This is a genomic window from Amycolatopsis sp. NPDC031561 (genome assembly GCF_055580625.1).
In genome coordinates, this window is record NZ_JBVILA010000004.1 from 1 (window position 1) to 17104 (window position 17104).

Here is a 17104-nt window from a genome sequence, read left to right on the forward strand (position 1 = left end):
ACGCCAGCCCCAAAACCGCGCCATCCACCAACCGCCACGCCCCCAGCGGCACCACCCAGCGACCGATATCTGCCACCGGCGTCATCGCCTTCTCCGGCTGCTCCATCATCCTCGGCCGACGCTGGGCAGGCCACACCGCGACCGTGTTCTGGCAAGGCGACCGCGTCACCATCATGATCGGCGACACGGTCACCCACCAGCTCACACTCGACCGCTCAGTACGCTACCAACGTCTCACCAACCAGAAACCGTTCACGAAGTCCTGAAACACATCTGTTCACGAAGTCCTGAAACAGGACAGACGGTTCTAACCGTCCTTACCACTCACGAGTCGTTCTTCGCTGAACGTGGCCTACGCGACATTCCGCCCCATCTCGGCGTTCGCACCGAACTGCGCGCCGTCCCGGACGTCTCCGTAGTGTGGGGCTTCAGGGGTTCCACGGTACGGAGGTGGATGTGCGGGGGATTGTCGCGGCGACGGTCGTGCTGGCGGCGTTCATCGGCGGGGTCGCTCCCGCCGCGGCGCAGGAGGTCCCGGCCCCGCAGCCGGTGTGCAAGAACAGCGACTCCCGGCTCAGTGAGCTGTCCGGCCTCGTTTCGGACGGCGATCACCTGTACGCCCTCAACGACGGCGGCACCAAGACGCAGGTCTTCGTGCTCGGCCGCGACTGCAAGGTCCAGAAGGTCATCTCGGCCGCGACGGATCCTTACGATCCCGAAGACCTCGCCCGCACCGCGGACGGCACCTTCTGGCTTTCCGACACCGGCGACAATCGCAAGCGGCGGGACACGGTCGCGCTGATCTCGCTGACCCCGCAGGGCAAGGCGACGCTGCACCGGCTCACCTATCCCGACGGCCAACACGATGTCGAAGCGCTGATCATGGATCGCTCGGGCACGCCGTACCTGATCACCAAGGATTTCTTCGGCAACTCGAAGGTGTACCGGCCGACAGGGCCGCTCGCCAGTCCCGGGCCGACCCCGTTGGAGAACGTGGGTTCGCTGCAGATCAAGGAAACCTCGACGCCGGGCGGGCCCGGCGGGTCGATCGGTTCGATGACGGTGACCGGGGCGGCGTCGATGGCCGACGGGTCGGTGGTCGCGTTGCGCACCTACACCGACGCCTATCTCTACGCCGTCACCGACGGAGACCTGAAGAGCGCGTTGCAGCGCGAACCCGTGCGCGTGCCCCTGCCGAACGAGAAACAGGGGGAGGCGCTCGCCTTCGACCCGGACGGGACCCTGCTGTCCGGCGGGGAGGGCGTCGGAGAGCAGATCCGCGCGGTGAAGGGCGCGGCGGCACTGGCCGTGGACGCGGCCAAATCCGAGGGGAGCACCTCGGGCGGAACGTCCGCGGCCGCCGGGCAAGGCCAGGATTCCGGTTTCCCGTACATGCAGGTCGGTATCGCCGCGATCGTGGTGATCGGCGGCCTCCTCCTGGTCGGCAGACTCCGCAAGCGGCGCGCCTGACCGGGGAGGACGTGCCCTGCCGAAGCTTGCCGGGTCTGACCCGTGGTCTCGTTCGACCCCGGGATCCCGGCGTGCTCCGGCTTTGGACTGAACGGCTCTGGCCTGAAAGGCTCCGGACTAAAGCCTGCGGAGAACGGCGACGACCTTGCCGAGGATCGTGGCGTTGTCACCCGGGATGGGGTCGTACGCCTCGTTGTGCGGCATCAGCCAGATGTGGCCGTCCTTGCGCTTGAAGGTCTTGACCGTGGCCTCGCCGTCGATCATCGCCGCCACGATCTCGCCCGGGTCAGCCGTGGGCTGCTGGCGCACGACGACCCAGTCGCCATCGGTGATGGCGGCGTCGATCATCGAGTCACCGGTGACGCTGAGCAGGAAGAGCTCACCCTCACCGACGATTTCCCTCGGCAGCGGGAAGACGTCTTCGATCGCCTGCTCGGCCAGCACCGGCCCACCGGCGGCGATCCGGCCGACGAGAGGCACATACGCGGCCTTCGCGGCCGACTGCGGCTGCTCGACGTCGATGCCCATCGGGTTGTCGTCCGTCGTGGCGAGCACCCCGACCGCGCGCGGGCGGTTCGGGTCGCGTCGCAGATATCCCTTGCGCTGCAGGGCCTGCAACTGGTGCGACACCGATGAGGTGGAGGTCAGCCCGACCGCCTCGCCGATCTCACGCACACTCGGCGGGTAACCGAACCGGCTCACCCACATCTTGATCACGTCGAGCACCTGCTGCTGCCGCACGGTCAGGGTCTCGTCCACCTCGTAGACCTCGGGCAAGGCGCGCACCTTACCCGAGCCCCTAGGCGCGTTCTTCGCCTTGCTCTCCTTAGCCACCGTCGTGCTCCTTCATCTCCTGCGCCGCCTCCCAGTACGTCCGGTTTCCCGGACCGACTTCGCGTGTCTTCGCCGGTGGCGGACGATCTTGCCGCCCACGGCACCGGCGGCGTCCGCATAGCAGACGCCCTGGTCAACGACGTTAGCCCGACGGGACGACGATTTCAAACATCTGTTCGATGGACACGCCGTGTCGCTCGATTTTTGTCGGTGGAAGGTGGTACACATTCGCACGGGCGTTCGATAGAACGCCTGTTCGACCTTGATCGCCGGGTCCGCCCGGCGCTGGACCTGAGTGAAGCAGGACTGCGAGGAGGTTCCGATGTCGATTCTGGCCGACCGAGGACTGGTGCGACCCAGTTCCCCCGGGCCCGTTCCGGCAGGGGTGACCCGGCCGGTGCGGGTGGTGCGGGGCAAGCGTGCCGAACCCTTACGCCCGCCGACCAGGGCACGGGTCGTGGCGGGCCGCCGTCCCGGTGTCGCGACCGCCTCCCCGGCGTGCCCGGCGCCCCGGAGGCTCCCGCTCCGGTGGCCGTCGCTCGTCGCGATGGCCTTGTCGATCGCCGGACTCGTCACCGGATTGGGTCTGTTCTTGGCCGGTGTTCCCGGCGCCGCGGTACCCGAACGGACCACCACGGTGTCCGTTTCCGCGGGGGAGACCCTGTCGGATCTCGCGGCGCGATTCGCGCCAGGCAGTGACACCGGCGCGGTCATCGCCAAGATCAAGGAGCTCAACTCCCTGGAAGACGCCGTTCTCGTGCCCGGACTGCCGCTCACGGTCCCGGTCGCGGCCGAGGTCGAGAGGGGAGGGAAGTGACCCGGGGGACCGCTCTCACCCGCCGTGGGTGACCTCCCCGTTCGTGTCTGATCGACCCTGGCGTTGCGCTTGCGTGCGTCCGACCTGCGATCTAGTCTCCACCGCTATATGTAGTAGTTACATGGCTGTAGTTGGTCCATAGCTTGGGGTAGACTCGGTACCAGTTGTCCACAGCTGGCCGGTGTTCACCCACCGGATGTCCACAGATCGATCCACATGTCGATCTTTCCGTCGTTGCGTGGCGACGGGGCGGGCGTCCACTCGGGGCCGGCCGGCGCGGAGGGGAAGGTGATCGGCGGATGAGGTGCCCGTTCTGCCGGCATGCGGACTCTCGGGTCGTCGACTCCCGAGAGGTGGATGAGGGTCAAGCGATCCGGCGGAGGCGCTCGTGCGCCGCTTGCGGCCGGCGCTTCACCACTTCGGAGACGATGGTGCTCGCCGTCGTCAAGCGTTCCGGGGTCACCGAGCAGTTCAGCCGGGACAAGGTGGTCCGGGGGGTGCGCCGCGCCTGTCAAGGCAGGCCGGTCGACGACGACGCGCTGCAGCAGCTCGCCCAGCGGGTCGAGGAGTCGATCCGATCGGCGGGGCTGGCGGAGATCCCGAGTCACGAGGTCGGCCTGGCGATCCTGGGCCCCCTGCGCGAACTCGACGGCGTCGCCTATCTCCGGTTCGCCAGTGTCTACCGCTCCTTCTCCTCGGTCGAGGACTTCGAGAAGGAGATCTCGGACCTTCGTGAGGCCATGGCTTCCGCACCGGACGAGAGCGATCAAGACGCGAAAGACGGCTGATGCCGCCTCCCGCGTGGGAGTGAGGGAAGACCCATGACCGAGACCGTGGGATCAGGCAGCCCGGCCACAGCGCGGACGAGTGGAAAGAAGAAGCAGGCCGGTGGGCTCACCGTGCGGCGTGTCTTCACCGCCGAGGGCGTCCACCCGTACGACCAGGTCACCTGGGAGTCTCGGGACGTCGTGATGACGAACTGGCGCGACGGCACGGTCAACTTCGAGCAACGCGGTGTCGAGTTCCCCGACTTCTGGTCGGTCAACGCGACGAACATCGTCACCAGCAAGTACTTCCGCGGCGCCGTCGGCTCGGCCCGGCGCGAGCAGAGCCTCAAGCAGCTGATCGATCGCGTCGTCCACTCCTACGTCGGCGCGGGGCGCGAACACGGCTACTTCGCGAGCCCCGCCGACGCCGAGGTCTTCGAGCACGAGCTGACCTGGATGCTGCTGCACCAGGTGTTCAGCTTCAACTCGCCGGTGTGGTTCAACGTGGGCACGACGTCGAAGCAGCAGGTGTCCGCCTGCCAGCCCTATGACGCGCTGGTCAACACTCCCGGGGGCGCGGTACCCATCGGACGTATCGTCGAGCTGGACGCGGTGGGCGCGAAGGTCTACGACGCGCACGGCCTGACCAAGGTCGTCGCCACGAAAGCGAACGGGATCAAGGAAGTCCTGCGCCTCACGACGAAGTCCGGTCACCGTCTCGACGTGACCGCCGATCATCTCGTCTGGCGCTCGACGGGGAGCGGTGGCTCCTTCGTGCCCGCCGGTGAACTCCGTGCCGGGGACACCCTCGAATGGCATCGGCGAGATGCCTTCGGCGAGACCGAGATCAACGAGCGGGACGTGGCCGAAGCCGCGCTCGCGGGCTGGCTGCAATCGGATGGTTTCGTCGGCCAGTGCAAGGGGACCAACCGCTCGCTGACGATCGGGGCCATGACGGTCACCGACGCCGAACTCGCGTGGGTGCAGCGCGCTCTCGACAGGCTCTTTCCCGATGTCCATCGGCACGAGCGGAAGGTCGAGACGCAGGACCCGACGCTGGACTGCCGTCGCACCCGTCTTTACGGGACCAAGCTGGAGACCTTCGTAAGCGAGTGGGGTCTGCGTGCTCGCGGTCGTGACATGACGGTCCCCGAGGATCTGAACACCGCGCCGCTGCCCGTGGTCGCCGCCTACCTCCGCAGCATCTTCCAGGCCGAAGGCTACGTATCCGAACGCGAGTGGTCGACGCTGGTCGGGCTCGACATGATCAGCGAAGAGCTCATCCGCGGAATCCAGCACCTTCTGTCCAGGTTCGGAATCTTCGCAAGGGTCGGCCGCAAAGCCGAGAAGCGGGACAACCGGCACGACTTGTGGGGAATCCGCATCCAGAACGCGGGCGACCGCCGGATCTTCGCCGACGCCATCGGTTTCCTCGACCCGATCAAGGCGGCGACGCTCGAGGCGTCGTTCGAGAAGCCGGGGCGGCCTGCTCTGGAGACCAAACGGCTGCAGATCGCCGGTATCGAAAGCCGTGGCGAGATGCCGGTCTTCGACATCCAGACGGAGTCCGGGGAGTACCTGTCCGGAAACCTCCGGGTCCACAACTGTTTCATCCTTTCGGTTGACGACACCATGGAGTCGATCCTCAACTGGTACCGCGAGGAAGGCTTGATCTTCAAGGGAGGCTCCGGGGCCGGCCTGAACCTTTCGCGTATCCGTTCTTCGCGTGAGCTGCTGTCCTCCGGTGGCACCGCGTCCGGCCCGGTCTCCTTCATGCGCGGCGCCGACGCATCCGCGGGCACGATCAAGTCCGGTGGCGCCACCCGGCGCGCGGCGAAGATGGTCGTCCTCGACGTCGACCACCCCGACGTCGAGGAGTTCGTGCAGACCAAGGCGCGCGAAGAGGAGAAGATCAAGGTCCTCCGCGACGCCGGGTTCGACATGGACCTCTCCGGCTCGGACATCACGTCCGTCCAGTACCAGAACGCGAACAACTCGGTCCGCGTCTCCGACGAGTTCATGCAGGCCGTCGAGACCCAGGGCGACTTCGGCCTGCGGGCCCGGATGACCGGCGAGGTCATCGACCGGGTCGACGCCAAGAAGCTGTTCCGCACCATCTCGCAGGCAGCCTGGGAGTGCGCGGATCCGGGCCTGCAGTACGACGGCACGATCAACGACTGGCACACCTGCCCCGAATCGGGCCGGATCACCGCGTCCAACCCGTGTTTCCCCGGTGACCAGCGGGTGGTCACCGACGCTGGTCTGGTGCGGATCGGCGACCTCGTGTGCCAGGCAGCCGCTGGTGAACGGTTCGCCGTCTACACCAACGACGTGACCCATGCTGACGACCCGGTGGCCAGGATCGTGGCGACAGAACCGACGAGGTACATGGTCACCGGCACCAATGAGATCTTCGAACTTCGTTTCAGCGACGGCTCACGATTGCGGTGCACACCCAACCATCGGGTATGGACCGCGAACCAGGGCTGGGTGCACGCCGACCGGCTCACCGCGGAAGACCGGGTCGTACGATCGATCGAATACGCTCCGAGTCCGTACGCTTCCGCAGCATTGCCGCCGCTCGCGGTGCAGGTGGCGCATCAAGCGCGCGGCAAGGCTCTTCGTGCGGTACCGGAGAAGTGGGACACTGGGCTGGCTCATTATCTAGGCTGGTTGGTCGGAGACGGTTGTCTGACAGATGTGGGCGCGACGACGGTCTATGGGAGTGAATGGGAGCGAGATGTCCTCATGTCGAGGCATCGTGCCCTGCTGGCTTCGATCACCGGCTTCGAAAGCAAGCCCAGCCGACAGTCCAATGGCACGGTGCAACTCAGGGCTAGGCGGGGTCGTTTCGGCCTGATGCTCAAGGCGCTCGGGGTTTCGACAGGGCGTTCTCCTGCCAAAGTGGTCCCGGAGTCGATCTACGTCGCTCCTGAGGACATCGTGTGCGCGTTCCTGCGCGGCCTTTTCGACGCTGACGGTTGTGTGGTGAACCAGGAGCAGAACGGCACCCGATACGTCGGCCTTGCCAGTCGTTCAGAGGAACTCTTGATCGGTGTCCAGGAGCTGCTGGCCAGCCTCGGTATCCGGGGGCGTATCTATCGCACGGGTACGAAGGCGGCGTCGTTCCGGTATGTCACCAAGAACGGCGACGAACGCGTCTACGGTAGCGACGGCGAGAGCTTCGACCTCCGGATCACGGGCAGGCATATGGCCGGATTCGCCGAGCTGATCGGATTCGAACACAGCGAGAAGTCCGTCAAACTGGCTGATGTCACGGCCGGCCACGGCCATTACTCCGTCGATGAGACGGTTCGGCTGGTTTCCCGGGTTTCTCGAGGTTTCGAGACTACGTTCAATCTGACCGAGCCCCGCAATCATTCGTACATCGTCGGCGGGACTGTGGTCGCCAACTGCTCCGAATACATGCACCTGGACAACTCCAGCTGCAACCTCGCCTCGCTGAACCTGCTCAAGTTCGCCACCGCCGACGGTGGTTTCGACGCGCAGCAGTTCGCGAAGGCCGTCGAGCTGGTCATCACCGCGATGGACATCTCGATCTGCTTCGCCGACTTCCCGACCGAGGCGATCGGCGACACCACGCGCAAGTTCCGGCAGCTGGGCATCGGGTACGCGAACCTCGGCGCGCTGCTGATGGCGCTCGGGCACGCCTACGACTCCGACGGCGGCCGCGCGCTCGCCGCCGCGATCACGTCCTTGATGACCGGCGTCTCGTACCGGCGTTCCGCCGAACTCGCCGCGGTCGTTGGGCCGTACGAGGGCTACGCGCGCAACGCCGAAGCGCACCAGCGGGTCATGCGCAAACACGCCGCGGCCAGCGAACTGGTGCGGACCTACCACGCCAACGACGCCGCGGTCCGCGCGCTCGCGACCCAGGAATGGAAGCGCGGCATCGAACTGGGCGAGATCAGCGGATGGCGCAACGCGCAGGCGAGTGTGCTGGCGCCCACCGGATGCCTGACCGCGGACACCCTGGTCACCACCGACCGCGGACTGGCCCGGCTCTCCGAACTCGGTGATCTGTACGGGGATCACTGGCAGGACGTCGAGTTCACCGTCGCGACCGACGAAGGCCCGCGCCAGGCCACGAAATTCTTCGTCAATGGCGAGGAGCCCACTCGCCGGATCGAGACCAAGGGCGGATATCGGATCCAGGGCACGCTCGCCCACCGGGTCAAGGTAGTGGAGCCGGAGACCGGATCCTGGGTCTGGAAACGACTCGCCGACATCCGGTCCGGCGACCTGGTACCCCTGCAACTGGGCGGTCTGGTCGGCGATCCCCGCCGGGTTCCGCTGCCGGTGCTCGACCAGGCGTACTACGCGGGTGACCGTGATATCCGGGTGCCGGACGAGGTCACCGCCGATCTCGCGGAACTGGTGGGGTACTTCGAAGGCGACGGCAGCCTGCACGCGAAGGGCGTTCGGCTCTGCGTGGCCGACACCGATCTGGATGTCGTCGACCGCTTGCGAATTCTCAGTAAGGATCTCTTCGGTCTGGAACCCGCGGTCCGGCAGTGTCAGGGCTACCAGGAGGTCACCCTCCAGTCCGTCCGGCTGGCCCGCTGGTGGCAGGCGGCGGGATTCGCGAAGGACCTCCCCGGTCCCGACCACGCCGGCAAAGGATGGACTCCGCGGGTCCCCGCGAGCATCCGGGAGACCAACGATCCCGAGGTGTACGCCGCGTTCCTGCGCGGGGTCTTCGAGGCGGACGGGACCGTGCTCGAAGGAGTTCCGAGCGTCTCCACTTCCTCGGAGCTTTTCGGCGAAGACCTGCGGAGCCTGCTGCTGGCCCTGGGCATGGTGACCACGACCCGCCGGACGACCAGCGGGTTCGGCGGGTCGTTTCTGCAGATCCGGCTGCGCAACGTCGACCACGCGATGATCTTCGACGAGATCGTCGGTTTCATCAGCGAACGCAAGGCGCGGTCGTTGGTATGCCTGGAGCCGAACGGATCGGCCAAGGGCGATCGAGTGCACCTTCCGCGGCCTCGGCCCGGCCGGGCGCTCGAGTACCTCTTCGAACCCGTTGAGTCCAATGAGGACGGTGGCGTCCAGCCCACTTACGACCTGTCAGTGCCGGACAACGTCACCTACGTCGCCAACGGCTTCGTCAGCCACAACACCATCGGCTTCATGATGGACTGCGACACGACCGGCATCGAGCCGGACTTCTCGCTGGTCAAGTTCAAGAAGCTGGTCGGCGGCGGTTCGATGCAGATCGTCAACCAGACCATCCCGCGCGCGCTGACCGCACTCGGCTACCAGGCCGAACAGGTCGAAGCGATCGTCGAGTACATCGCCGAACACGGGCACGTCGTCGACGCCCCCGGCCTGCGTCCCGAGCACTACGAGGTGTTCGACTGCGCGGTGGGGGAGCGGTCCATCGCGCCGATGGGCCACGTCCGGATGATGGCCGCGGTGCAGCCGTTCCTGTCCGGCGCGATCTCCAAGACGGTCAACATGCCGGAGTCGGCGACCGTCGAAGAGGTCGAGGAGATCTACTTCCAGGGCTGGAAGTACGGCCTCAAGGCGCTCGCGATCTACCGCGACAACTGCAAGGTCGGCCAGCCGCTGTCGACAGGCAAGAAGGAGAAGGCGGAGCCCGAGGCCGAGAAGGTCGTCGAGTACCGGCCGGTCCGCAAGCGCCTGCCGAAGAAGCGTCCGAGCCAGACGGTGTCGTTCACCGTCGGCGGCGCCGAGGGCTACCTGCACGCCGGCTCCTACCCGGACGACGGGCTCGGCGAGATCTTCGTGAAGCTCGGCAAGCAGGGCTCGACCCTGTCGGGCGTGATGGACGCGTTCTCGATGTCGATCTCCGTCGGCCTGCAGCACGGGATCCCGCTGGAGTTCTACGTTTCGAAGTTCTCCAACCTGCGCTTCGAGCCCGCCGGTATGACCGACGACCCGGACATCCGGATCGCCACCAGTGTCATGGATTACCTGTTCCGCAGGCTGGCGCTGGACTATCTGCCGTACGAGAAGCGCACGCAACTCGGCATCTTCACCGCCGACGAGCGCTCCGCGCAGGTCGAGGCGACCTACGGCGCCACTCCCGCCGCCGAACCGGAGAACGTCGACATCGACGCCCTTCGGTCCACTGTGGACTCGTCGTCGGCGGACCCCGCCAAGCGGGTCGCGCATTCGACGGCGGAACTGGTGGAACTGAACCTCGGCACCGCTTCCGACGCGCCGCTCTGCATGACCTGCGGCACCAAGATGCGGCCCGCCGGTTCTTGCTACGCCTGTGAAGGGTGCGGAGCGACCTCCGGCTGCAGCTGACCTCCCGCGAGTGTCATGAAAGGGGCTTTCAGGACGAATAGTGTCCTGAAAGCCCCTTTCATGACATCGGAGGCGAGTAAGTGACGAAGAAGAACAGTCCGGTCGTGGATCCCTTCGGCACCTTTGGGCAGGCGCTGTGGATCTGCGGCGGCCAGTGGGCGGGAAAGTCCACCGTCTCCCGGCTGCTGGCGCGCCGCCACGGCATCACCGTCTACCACTACGACTTCCACGACGCCCGCGCCCACCAGGATCGCCGCGTGGCCCACCGCGTCCGGCACGGGTTGCCCGCCGCGGATCCCGACCCGGACGGCGTCTGGGTCGACACCACTCCCGAACGGATGGCGGCCGACACTCTCGCCGGATTCCCGGTGCGGTTCGGGTGGGCGCTGGACGATCTGCGCGCGCTGCCCCGAGCCGCCGCGATCGCGCACCACGTCAGCGATCCCGAACGGGCGCAGCGCAACCGGATCGCGCGAGATCGTCTGGTGGCCGAGGACGCGGTCCGCGCCGCGAAGGCTCTCGGCATCCGGGTGCTGGAGATCGACGGCTCGTGCGACGCCGAAGCAGTCGCGTACGTCGTTGCCGAGCACTTCGGTCCTTACCTGGCTTGAGCGAGATCGAGGACGAAGGTCGCCACCGCCAGCGCGAGGAAACCGGCGGGGAAGGCGATGTTGTACAGCACGCGGGCGCGCACATGGGTGATGACGGCGCCGACGTAGAACAGCACCAGCCCGGCCGCCGCCGCGGTCCCGAGGTACGGCACCCCGAGCAGGCCGAGCAGCAGTCCGGCCGCGCCCGCGGCCTTCAGTGAGGCCAGCGGTGGGATCCAGGACGGGGGAACGTCGACTTCGGCGGAGTTCTTGAGGACGAACGGGACCCGCGCGAAGTCGGCGGCGGCGATTCCGGCGTTGATCACGATCGTCACGATGGCCAGGGTCAGGTAAGCGGAGTACATGCCCCTTGGACGAGTCGCGCGCCCGAAAGGTGACAGCGGTCAGGATCGCCAGCGGTCGAGCACGGCTTCGATGGTCGAGTGGATGCGGTCCCGGGCAGCCTGCCGTTCCACCCCGGCCATGAGGAGGTCGTCGTAGTCGGTGTCCAGGTGCCGGATCGAGGCGACGACGGCGAGGAACACCGCTCGCTCGGCCAGTTCCCGTCCGGCGGCCGACCGGCCGACCCGGCCGCTGCCGCGCAGGCCGGCGTGTTCGGCGATGGCGCGTGCTCGCTCCGGCGGACAGCCGGGGAACATCTCGGTGATCGCGGCGAAGAACCGGGCGGTGAACTCGACGTCTTCCCGGTCGCGCCGTTCACGATCGCGTCCACGGCGCCGCTCACGGACGTCCTCGTCGGCAAAGCACTGCTCCTCGGCTTCGCGCAACGCAGAGTCCTCGACCAGGATCCCTTGCCGATCATGGCGTTTCCGTGACCGGTTGAAGCGGGTGACCACCGCGGAAAGCCGGCTCGCCTTCTTCGCCCGGCGGGTCAGGGCGGTGTCGCCCGCGGGCAGGAACACCAGGTGGCCGAGGTCGGCGCAGTCGAGGCAGTGCGGTTTTTCGTTCTCCAAGAACTGCAGGTCGCCGGTGCCACCACAGTCGGCGCACGTCCAGTCCTTCAACGCAACGGAGACCATGAGATCAGGCGCTTTCCGTTGCCGGGCTTCGACTTGCGCCCGCTTGGCCGCCGACAGTCCCGGCATGATCCATTGTGTCCGGAACAAGGGCTCGAGTTCGCCCGAGGCCGCCTTGAGAGGGGCCCGGTCGCGAGTCGCCCCGACGTGCTCGATCGCCGAACTTTCGAGGTCTTTCGCCGTCGCCCATCGCTGAAGCGCGCCGAGAGCGAAGCCCAGCTTCTCCGTGCTCACCGGCAGTGCCGTGGCCAGATCGGGAGTCCTGCCCTGTTGCCAGGCCTTGAGGACGTTGTCCGGTAGCCATCCGATCCCGGTCAGGACGTCGAGCGCGGTCACCGATTTCCGTGTGGACAGCAGCTTCTCCGCCGTCTCGACGACGCGCTGCTCCAGTTTCGCCTCACCCTGCATCGCCGGAAATCCTAGCGATCACGCGGTTTCGGTGCGCGCCCGGTAGGCCCGGATCTTGGCGCGGTTGCCGCAGCGCTCCATCGAGCACCAGCGACGGTTGCCCGAGCGAGAGGTGTCGAAGAAGAGCAGGTGGCAGTCGTCTGCGGAACATTCGCGTACGCGGCCGGATCGGTCGCCCGCGACGAGGCCGATGGCGTCGCGGGCGACGGCGCCGAGCAGCTGTTTCCCGGTGACGGGCGGCGCCCAGGCGAGCCGCCGCGTTTCCGGGTCGATCACCGGCCGCGGGGTCGCCCCGGTCGCGTCGTTCAACAGGGTGAGGTCGGCGTCCGACGGTGCTTCGCCGTGGGCGAGGGCGGGTGCGACGCGGTAGAGCGCGTCCCGGAGTTCCTTGAGCGCGGCGAGTTCGGACGGCCGGATCTGGATGTCGGTCAAGGGCGCGGTCAGCGCCAGCCGGGAGCCGGTGAACCACTCGGCGAGGCCGGACGGCGTGTGCGCGATCTCGTAGCGCTTGTACGGGCCGGGGCCGCCGGTCAGCATGAGTTCGAGGCTGAGGCTGCCCGGATCGAACCGGTACCGCTCGCCCTGGGCGTTGACGAGCAGTCTTGTTCCCGGAGTCATGTAACCACTATAGTCGGTTTCAGAAACCAGGTAAGACGGTTACGGCGGAGGCACCATGATCGGGAAGACCAAGGACGCGGGCTGGGAGATCGGCGTGTCCAAGACGGTGCCGTATCCGCTGGACCACGTTTGGGAGTACCTCTCGGGACCGGGTCTGACGGCTTGGCTGGGCGACGTGCGGCTCGACCCGGTGAAGGGCGCGCCGTACGAGACGGCCGAGGGCACTGTCGGTGAGGTCCGCGGCTACCGCGAGCGCGAGAAGATCCGTCTCACCTGGTGGCCGAAGGGCTGGGACCACGAGAGCACGGTCCAGGTGGCGCTCCGGAACGCCGGGCCGGACAAGACTGTCGTGGTCTTCCATCAGGAGCGGCTCGCCGGGCCGGAAGAGCGTGCCGCGCAACGTGAGCACTGGCAGGCCGTGATGAAGGCGGTCGTCGACGGCCTCGGCTGATCAGGACAGTGCTCGCCGCGCCTGCTCGCTCAGGGCGCCGGTGATCCGTTCGGGGCTCAGGCCGAGTTCGCCGGTCTGGTAGAGGAACACCTCCGGGGCGAGTGGTGCCAGCAGGATGTCGGCGAGCGCGTCCGGATCCTTGGCACCCGCCTGCTCGGCGAGGAAGCGGACGTGGGTCCGCCACAGCCGGTACGGGCCGGTGGTGAACCGTGAATGCCCGACCTCGGTGCCGAGCACGAGATGCGCGTGCCGGGTGAGCAGCCCGGTCATCGCCGCGTAGAACGCGGCCAGCCGCTCGGCGGGTGACGCGCCGGGGCCCAGTGGGGGAGGGCCGGTGAGCAGCCGTTCCTGCAGTTCCCGTTCGTGTTCGTCCAGCAGGGCGACGGCGATCGCGGAGCGGTCCGGGTAGCGGCGGTACAGCGTGGCGCGGCCGACCCCGGCGGCTTGGGCGATGTCCTCCATGGTGACGTCCGCGGCCGGACGTGCGGCGAAGAGCTCTTCGGCGGCCTTCAGGATCTTCGCGCGGTTACGGGCGGCGTCCGAGCGTTCCCGGCCCGGGCCGTTCGCGAGGAGATCTTCTGTCGGCATGTCCGCAGCCTAGGGAATATCCGGACGTGACGTCCACTTGTACCGGGCGAAGCAAGTGGACGCCGTGTCCACTTCCTGGTCAGGGAGGCCCGATGAGCCACCTTCTCCACCTCGACTCCAGTGCCCGCACCGCGTCGTTCTCGCGCGAGCTGAGCGCTCGCTTCGCTGAGGTCTGGCGGGCCGCCCACCCCGGCGCGGGCTACACCTACCGTGACCTCGCCGCCGGGCCGGTCCCGCCGATCGGCCAGGCCTGGACCGAGATCTGCGACGCCCTCTTGATGGCGGGCATCACCGATCCGGAGGGTTACGCCTCGGTGGTGAAGACGCCGGAGCAGCGCGAGGCCTGGGCGGTGATCGAGCCGCTGCTGGCCGAACTGCTCGCCGCCGACGTCGTGCTGATCGGGGCGCCGATGTACAACTTCTCGATCCCCGCGACGCTCAAGCTGTGGATCGACCAGGTGACGTTCCCGAAGATGTCCTTGGCGGGCAAGGCTTTCGTGGTCGCGGGTGCCCGTGGCGGCACCTACCTGCCGGGAACGCCCCGGGAGCCGGTCGACCATCACGAGCGCTACCTGCGGGACTTCTTCGCCGGGCACTACGACGTCCACGACGTCACGTTCCTGCGCGCCGAGCTCACGAACGCGCTCGTCGACCCGCGACTCGGACCGCGCGATCCCGACCGGGCCGCGTCACGGGAAGCGGCGCTGCGGGCTGCGGAAGCGCTCGCCTCGGCCGGAACGGCCGCCTGATGGGCTGGGGGGTCCTGCTGCTGGCTGGAGTCGTCGAGGTCGCCTGGTCGCAGAGCATCAAGCCCACGGAGAACTTCACTCGGCTCTGGCCGACGGTGCTGTGTTTCGTGCTCGGCGTTTCGGCCGTCTACCTGCTTTCGAAGGCGATGGACTCGTTGCCGGTGGGGACCGCGTACGCCGTCTTCACCGGGATCGGCGCGGTGGGCGCGATCGTCTTCGGCATCGTGATCCACAAGGACCCGCTCAGTTTCGGGCGGTTCGCGGCGATGGCGCTGATCGTGGGCGGTGTCGTGCTGGCGCGCGTGACGGCGTGAGCCGGGTGTCAGGAAAGGGGCTTTCAGGACGAAAAGTGTCCTGAAAGCCCCTTTCCTGACACGTCAGGCGAGCTTCTCCCACAGGAATTCGAGCATCAGCGCCCATTTGAACGCCAGCTGCTCGTTGTCGGCCGCCGCGCCGTGCCCGCCCTCGATGTTCTCGTGGTAGCGCACGTCGTGCCCCTGCTCCAGCATCCGCGCGACCATCTTGCGCGCGTGGGCGGGATGTACCCGGTCGTCCCTCGTGGAGGTGACGAACAGGATCGGCGGATACTCGCGTCCACTGTGGACGTTCTGGTACGGCGAATACTTCCCGATGAAGTCCCATTCCGCGGGGTCGTCGGGGTCGCCGTACTCGGCCATCCACGACGCGCCGGCGAGGAGCTTGTGGTACCGCTTCATGTCCAGCAGCGGCACCTGGCACACGATCGCGCCGAACAGGTGTGGGTAGCGCGTGAGCATGACGCCCATCAGCAGCCCGCCGTTGCTGCCGCCCTGGATCCCGAGCCGGGACGGTTCGCTGATGCCACGCTCGACGAGGTCGGCGGCGACGGCCGCGAAGTCCTCGTAGACCTTGTATCGCTTGGCCTTGGTCACCGAGGTGTGCCAGTCCGGCCCGTACTCGCCGCCGCCGCGGATGTTCGCGACGACGTAGGTGCCGCCGCGCGAGAGCCAGCCGCGGCCGATCACGCCGCTGTAGCCGGGGGTCAGCGACACCTCGAAGCCGCCGTACCCGGTCAGTAGCGTCGGGCCGCCTTCCGCGCCCGAAGGACGGACGACGAAGTACGGGATCTTCGTGCCGTCCTCGGACGTCGCGAAGTACTGCGAGACCGTCATGCCTTCGCTGTCGAAGAACGCGGGAGCGCGCTTGAGGGCTTCGACGTCGCCACCGACGTGCCCGTAGCTCAGCGTCGACGGCTGCGTGTAGCCGCTGGAGTCGAGCAGGTACTCGTCACTGACGTCGGGATCGGTCCCGGTGATCTGCGCGGTGCCCAGTTCCGGGGCACCGGCGAGGGGCCGGGAGCTCCAGCCGTCCGACGGCGTGAGCACGCGCAGTTCGGTCCGGACGTCGGACAGCGTCGAGAGCAGCAGGTGGTTGTGCGTCCACGCCCAGTACTCCAGCGACGTGTGGGCGTCGGGGGTGAAGAGCGTCGTGAAGGTGCGCTCGCCCGCCATGAAGGCGTCGAACCCGGAGGCAAGCAGGGTGCCGGACGCATAGGTGGTGCCGTCGACGGTCCAGTCGGAGCGGAGCCGGATCAGCAGCCATTCGCGGTGCGAGGACGTCTGCGCGTCTTCGGGGACCTCGATCCGTTCGAGCCCGCCGGGCGTCCGGACGTACCGCTCCGTGCGGTAGAAGTCGATCGACCGGTAGGCGAAATCGCGCTCGTATCCCTCGGTCGGGTCGTGGTGGGCGGACACCGAGACGTCGTCCGGTTTGCCCTCGAAGATCACCGTCGCCTCTTCGAGCGGGGTGCCGCGCCGCCATTCCTTCGCCAGCCGCGGGTAGCCCGAACTGGTCAGCGTCCCCGGGCCGAAATCGGTGCCGACGTAGACGCGGTCGCGGTCGATCCAGCCGATCCGGGTCTTGGCCTCGGGCACGGAGAAGCCGTCCTCGACGAAGCGGCGCTCGTCGAGATCGAACTCGCGGACCACGGTCGCGTCGGCGCCGCCGCGCGACAGTTCGACCAGCGCGCGCTGATAGCCCGGCCGGAGGACGGCCGCGCCCTGCCACACCCAGTTCTCGCCGTCGGCCTCGGCCAGCGCGTCGATGTCGAGCAGGAGTTCCCACTCCGGCGTGTCGAGCCGGTACTGCTCGAGGGTGGTGCGGCGCCACAGGCCGCGGGGGTTGGCCGAGTCCTGCCAGAAGTTGTACAGGTACTCGCCGCGGCGCCGGATGTACGGGATCCGGTCGTCGGCGTCGAGGACCTCGCGGACCTCGTCACGGATCCCGGCGAACCGCTCGCCGGTGGACAGTTCCGCCAGAGCCTCGGCGTTGCGGGCTCGCACCCAGTCCAGCGCGTCTTCGCCGGTCACGTCTTCCAACCACAGGTACGGGTCCTCGTCACTCATGCTGACAGTCTCGCCGGGGCCTCCGTCCCGGCGCCACCAGGTGTCCGTTTCCGGCGCGTGTCTTCGCTGACCTGCTTCTCCTCCGTATGCT

At 67.6% G+C, this 17104-nt stretch carries 13 protein-coding genes and 4 pseudogenes; 11 read left to right on the forward strand and 6 right to left on the reverse strand.

Going from position 1 to position 17104, the window contains the following annotated elements:
• A pseudogene (locus ACZ5IK_RS11570) lies at nucleotides 1-266 on the forward strand (IS481 family transposase); the annotation flags it as partial.
• A gap of 190 nt (nucleotides 267-456) precedes the next feature.
• Nucleotides 457-1470 (forward strand): hypothetical protein, encoded by a 1014-nt coding sequence (locus ACZ5IK_RS11575; protein WP_465487659.1) that lies wholly within the window; start codon nucleotides 457-459, stop codon nucleotides 1468-1470.
• Nucleotides 1471-1587: 117 nt separating this feature from the next.
• Here ACZ5IK_RS11575 and lexA read toward each other — a convergent pair whose 3' ends face one another.
• A complete protein-coding gene (lexA, locus tag ACZ5IK_RS11580; RefSeq protein WP_101606403.1) occupies nucleotides 1588-2304 on the reverse strand; it encodes a transcriptional repressor LexA in 717 nt (238 codons plus the stop codon).
• Nucleotides 2305-2626: 322 nt separating this feature from the next.
• Between lexA and ACZ5IK_RS11585 the strand changes: the two genes are divergently transcribed.
• The 6 genes and pseudogenes from ACZ5IK_RS11585 (at nucleotide 2627) to ACZ5IK_RS11610 (ending at nucleotide 10799) form a co-directional block, all read left to right on the forward strand.
• A complete protein-coding gene (locus ACZ5IK_RS11585) occupies nucleotides 2627-3121 on the forward strand; it encodes a LysM peptidoglycan-binding domain-containing protein (RefSeq protein ID WP_465487660.1) in 495 nt (164 codons plus the stop codon).
• A gap of 299 nt (nucleotides 3122-3420) precedes the next feature.
• Nucleotides 3421-3909 carry a transcriptional regulator NrdR gene (gene nrdR / locus ACZ5IK_RS11590; protein ID WP_414937321.1) on the forward strand — a complete coding sequence of 163 codons (489 nt, stop codon included), beginning with the start codon at nucleotides 3421-3423 and terminating at the stop codon, nucleotides 3907-3909.
• 33 nt (nucleotides 3910-3942) lie between these two features.
• A pseudogene (locus ACZ5IK_RS11595) lies at nucleotides 3943-7860 on the forward strand (LAGLIDADG family homing endonuclease); the annotation flags it as partial.
• A 729-nt stretch (nucleotides 7861-8589) separates the two neighbouring features.
• Nucleotides 8590-9027: pseudogene (locus tag ACZ5IK_RS11600) on the forward strand (LAGLIDADG family homing endonuclease); the annotation flags it as partial.
• Nucleotides 9028-9030: 3 nt separating this feature from the next.
• Nucleotides 9031-10188 (forward strand): annotated as a pseudogene (locus ACZ5IK_RS11605) (TSCPD domain-containing protein); the annotation flags it as partial.
• A gap of 80 nt (nucleotides 10189-10268) precedes the next feature.
• Nucleotides 10269-10799 (forward strand): hypothetical protein, encoded by a 531-nt coding sequence (locus tag ACZ5IK_RS11610; RefSeq protein WP_465487661.1) that lies wholly within the window; start codon nucleotides 10269-10271, stop codon nucleotides 10797-10799.
• Here the strand turns inward: ACZ5IK_RS11610 and ACZ5IK_RS11615 are convergent.
• From ACZ5IK_RS11615 to ACZ5IK_RS11625, 3 genes are read right to left on the reverse strand one after another with little or no spacing between them, the layout of a single operon-like run.
• Complete coding sequence (locus ACZ5IK_RS11615; RefSeq protein WP_101606405.1) at nucleotides 10787-11143, reverse strand: DoxX family protein; 357 nt, start codon at nucleotides 11141-11143, stop codon at nucleotides 10787-10789. The genes ACZ5IK_RS11610 and ACZ5IK_RS11615 overlap by 13 nt on opposite strands.
• Before the next feature lie 39 nt (nucleotides 11144-11182).
• Nucleotides 11183-12223, reverse strand: coding sequence for a DUF2293 domain-containing protein (locus tag ACZ5IK_RS11620; protein WP_465487662.1), 1041 nt, complete (start codon nucleotides 12221-12223; stop codon nucleotides 11183-11185).
• A gap of 18 nt (nucleotides 12224-12241) precedes the next feature.
• Nucleotides 12242-12841, reverse strand: coding sequence for a CGNR zinc finger domain-containing protein (locus ACZ5IK_RS11625; protein WP_465487663.1), 600 nt, complete (start codon nucleotides 12839-12841; stop codon nucleotides 12242-12244).
• Nucleotides 12842-12896: 55 nt separating this feature from the next.
• Here ACZ5IK_RS11625 and ACZ5IK_RS11630 point away from each other — a divergent pair, with 55 nt between their 5' ends.
• Nucleotides 12897-13292, forward strand: coding sequence for an SRPBCC domain-containing protein (locus ACZ5IK_RS11630; protein WP_465487664.1), 396 nt, complete (start codon nucleotides 12897-12899; stop codon nucleotides 13290-13292).
• Here ACZ5IK_RS11630 and ACZ5IK_RS11635 read toward each other — a convergent pair whose 3' ends face one another.
• Nucleotides 13293-13880 carry a TetR/AcrR family transcriptional regulator gene (locus ACZ5IK_RS11635; protein ID WP_465487665.1) on the reverse strand — a complete coding sequence of 196 codons (588 nt, stop codon included), beginning with the start codon at nucleotides 13878-13880 and terminating at the stop codon, nucleotides 13293-13295.
• Between the two features lie 92 nt (nucleotides 13881-13972).
• Between ACZ5IK_RS11635 and ACZ5IK_RS11640 the strand changes: the two genes are divergently transcribed.
• Together ACZ5IK_RS11640 and ACZ5IK_RS11645 are read left to right on the forward strand one after the other, a co-directional pair.
• Entirely contained in the window at nucleotides 13973-14629 is a 657-nt protein-coding gene (locus tag ACZ5IK_RS11640) for an FMN-dependent NADH-azoreductase (protein WP_465487666.1), read from the forward strand.
• Nucleotides 14629-14943: a DMT family transporter gene (locus ACZ5IK_RS11645; RefSeq protein WP_465487667.1), complete on the forward strand. Its 315-nt coding sequence runs from the start codon at nucleotides 14629-14631 to the stop codon at nucleotides 14941-14943. Before ACZ5IK_RS11640 ends, ACZ5IK_RS11645 begins: the two co-directional genes overlap by 1 nt.
• A 63-nt stretch (nucleotides 14944-15006) precedes the next feature.
• On the opposite strand, the gene ACZ5IK_RS11650 is transcribed toward ACZ5IK_RS11645, so the two are convergent.
• Nucleotides 15007-17013 (reverse strand): prolyl oligopeptidase family serine peptidase, encoded by a 2007-nt coding sequence (locus tag ACZ5IK_RS11650; protein ID WP_465487668.1) that lies wholly within the window; start codon nucleotides 17011-17013, stop codon nucleotides 15007-15009.
• Between the last annotated feature and the right edge of the window lie 91 nt (nucleotides 17014-17104).

Bases quoted from the DNA above. Each gene is read 5' to 3' on its own strand.
- nrdR (WP_414937321.1), top strand. From the start codon at position 3,421: ATGAGGTGCCCGTTCTGCCGGCATGCGGACTCTCGGGTCGTCGACTCC.
- ACZ5IK_RS11620 (WP_465487662.1), bottom strand. From the start codon at position 12,223: ATGCAGGGTGAGGCGAAACTGGAGCAGCGCGTCGTCGAGACGGCGGAG.
- ACZ5IK_RS11645 (WP_465487667.1), top strand. From the start codon at position 14,629: ATGGGCTGGGGGGTCCTGCTGCTGGCTGGAGTCGTCGAGGTCGCCTGG.
- ACZ5IK_RS11585 (WP_465487660.1), top strand. From the start codon at position 2,627: ATGTCGATTCTGGCCGACCGAGGACTGGTGCGACCCAGTTCCCCCGGG.
- ACZ5IK_RS11650 (WP_465487668.1), bottom strand. From the start codon at position 17,013: ATGAGTGACGAGGACCCGTACCTGTGGTTGGAAGACGTGACCGGCGAA.
- ACZ5IK_RS11615 (WP_101606405.1), bottom strand. From the start codon at position 11,143: ATGTACTCCGCTTACCTGACCCTGGCCATCGTGACGATCGTGATCAAC.
- ACZ5IK_RS11630 (WP_465487664.1), top strand. From the start codon at position 12,897: ATGATCGGGAAGACCAAGGACGCGGGCTGGGAGATCGGCGTGTCCAAG.
- ACZ5IK_RS11635 (WP_465487665.1), bottom strand. From the start codon at position 13,880: ATGCCGACAGAAGATCTCCTCGCGAACGGCCCGGGCCGGGAACGCTCG.
- ACZ5IK_RS11625 (WP_465487663.1), bottom strand. From the start codon at position 12,841: ATGACTCCGGGAACAAGACTGCTCGTCAACGCCCAGGGCGAGCGGTAC.
- ACZ5IK_RS11640 (WP_465487666.1), top strand. From the start codon at position 13,973: ATGAGCCACCTTCTCCACCTCGACTCCAGTGCCCGCACCGCGTCGTTC.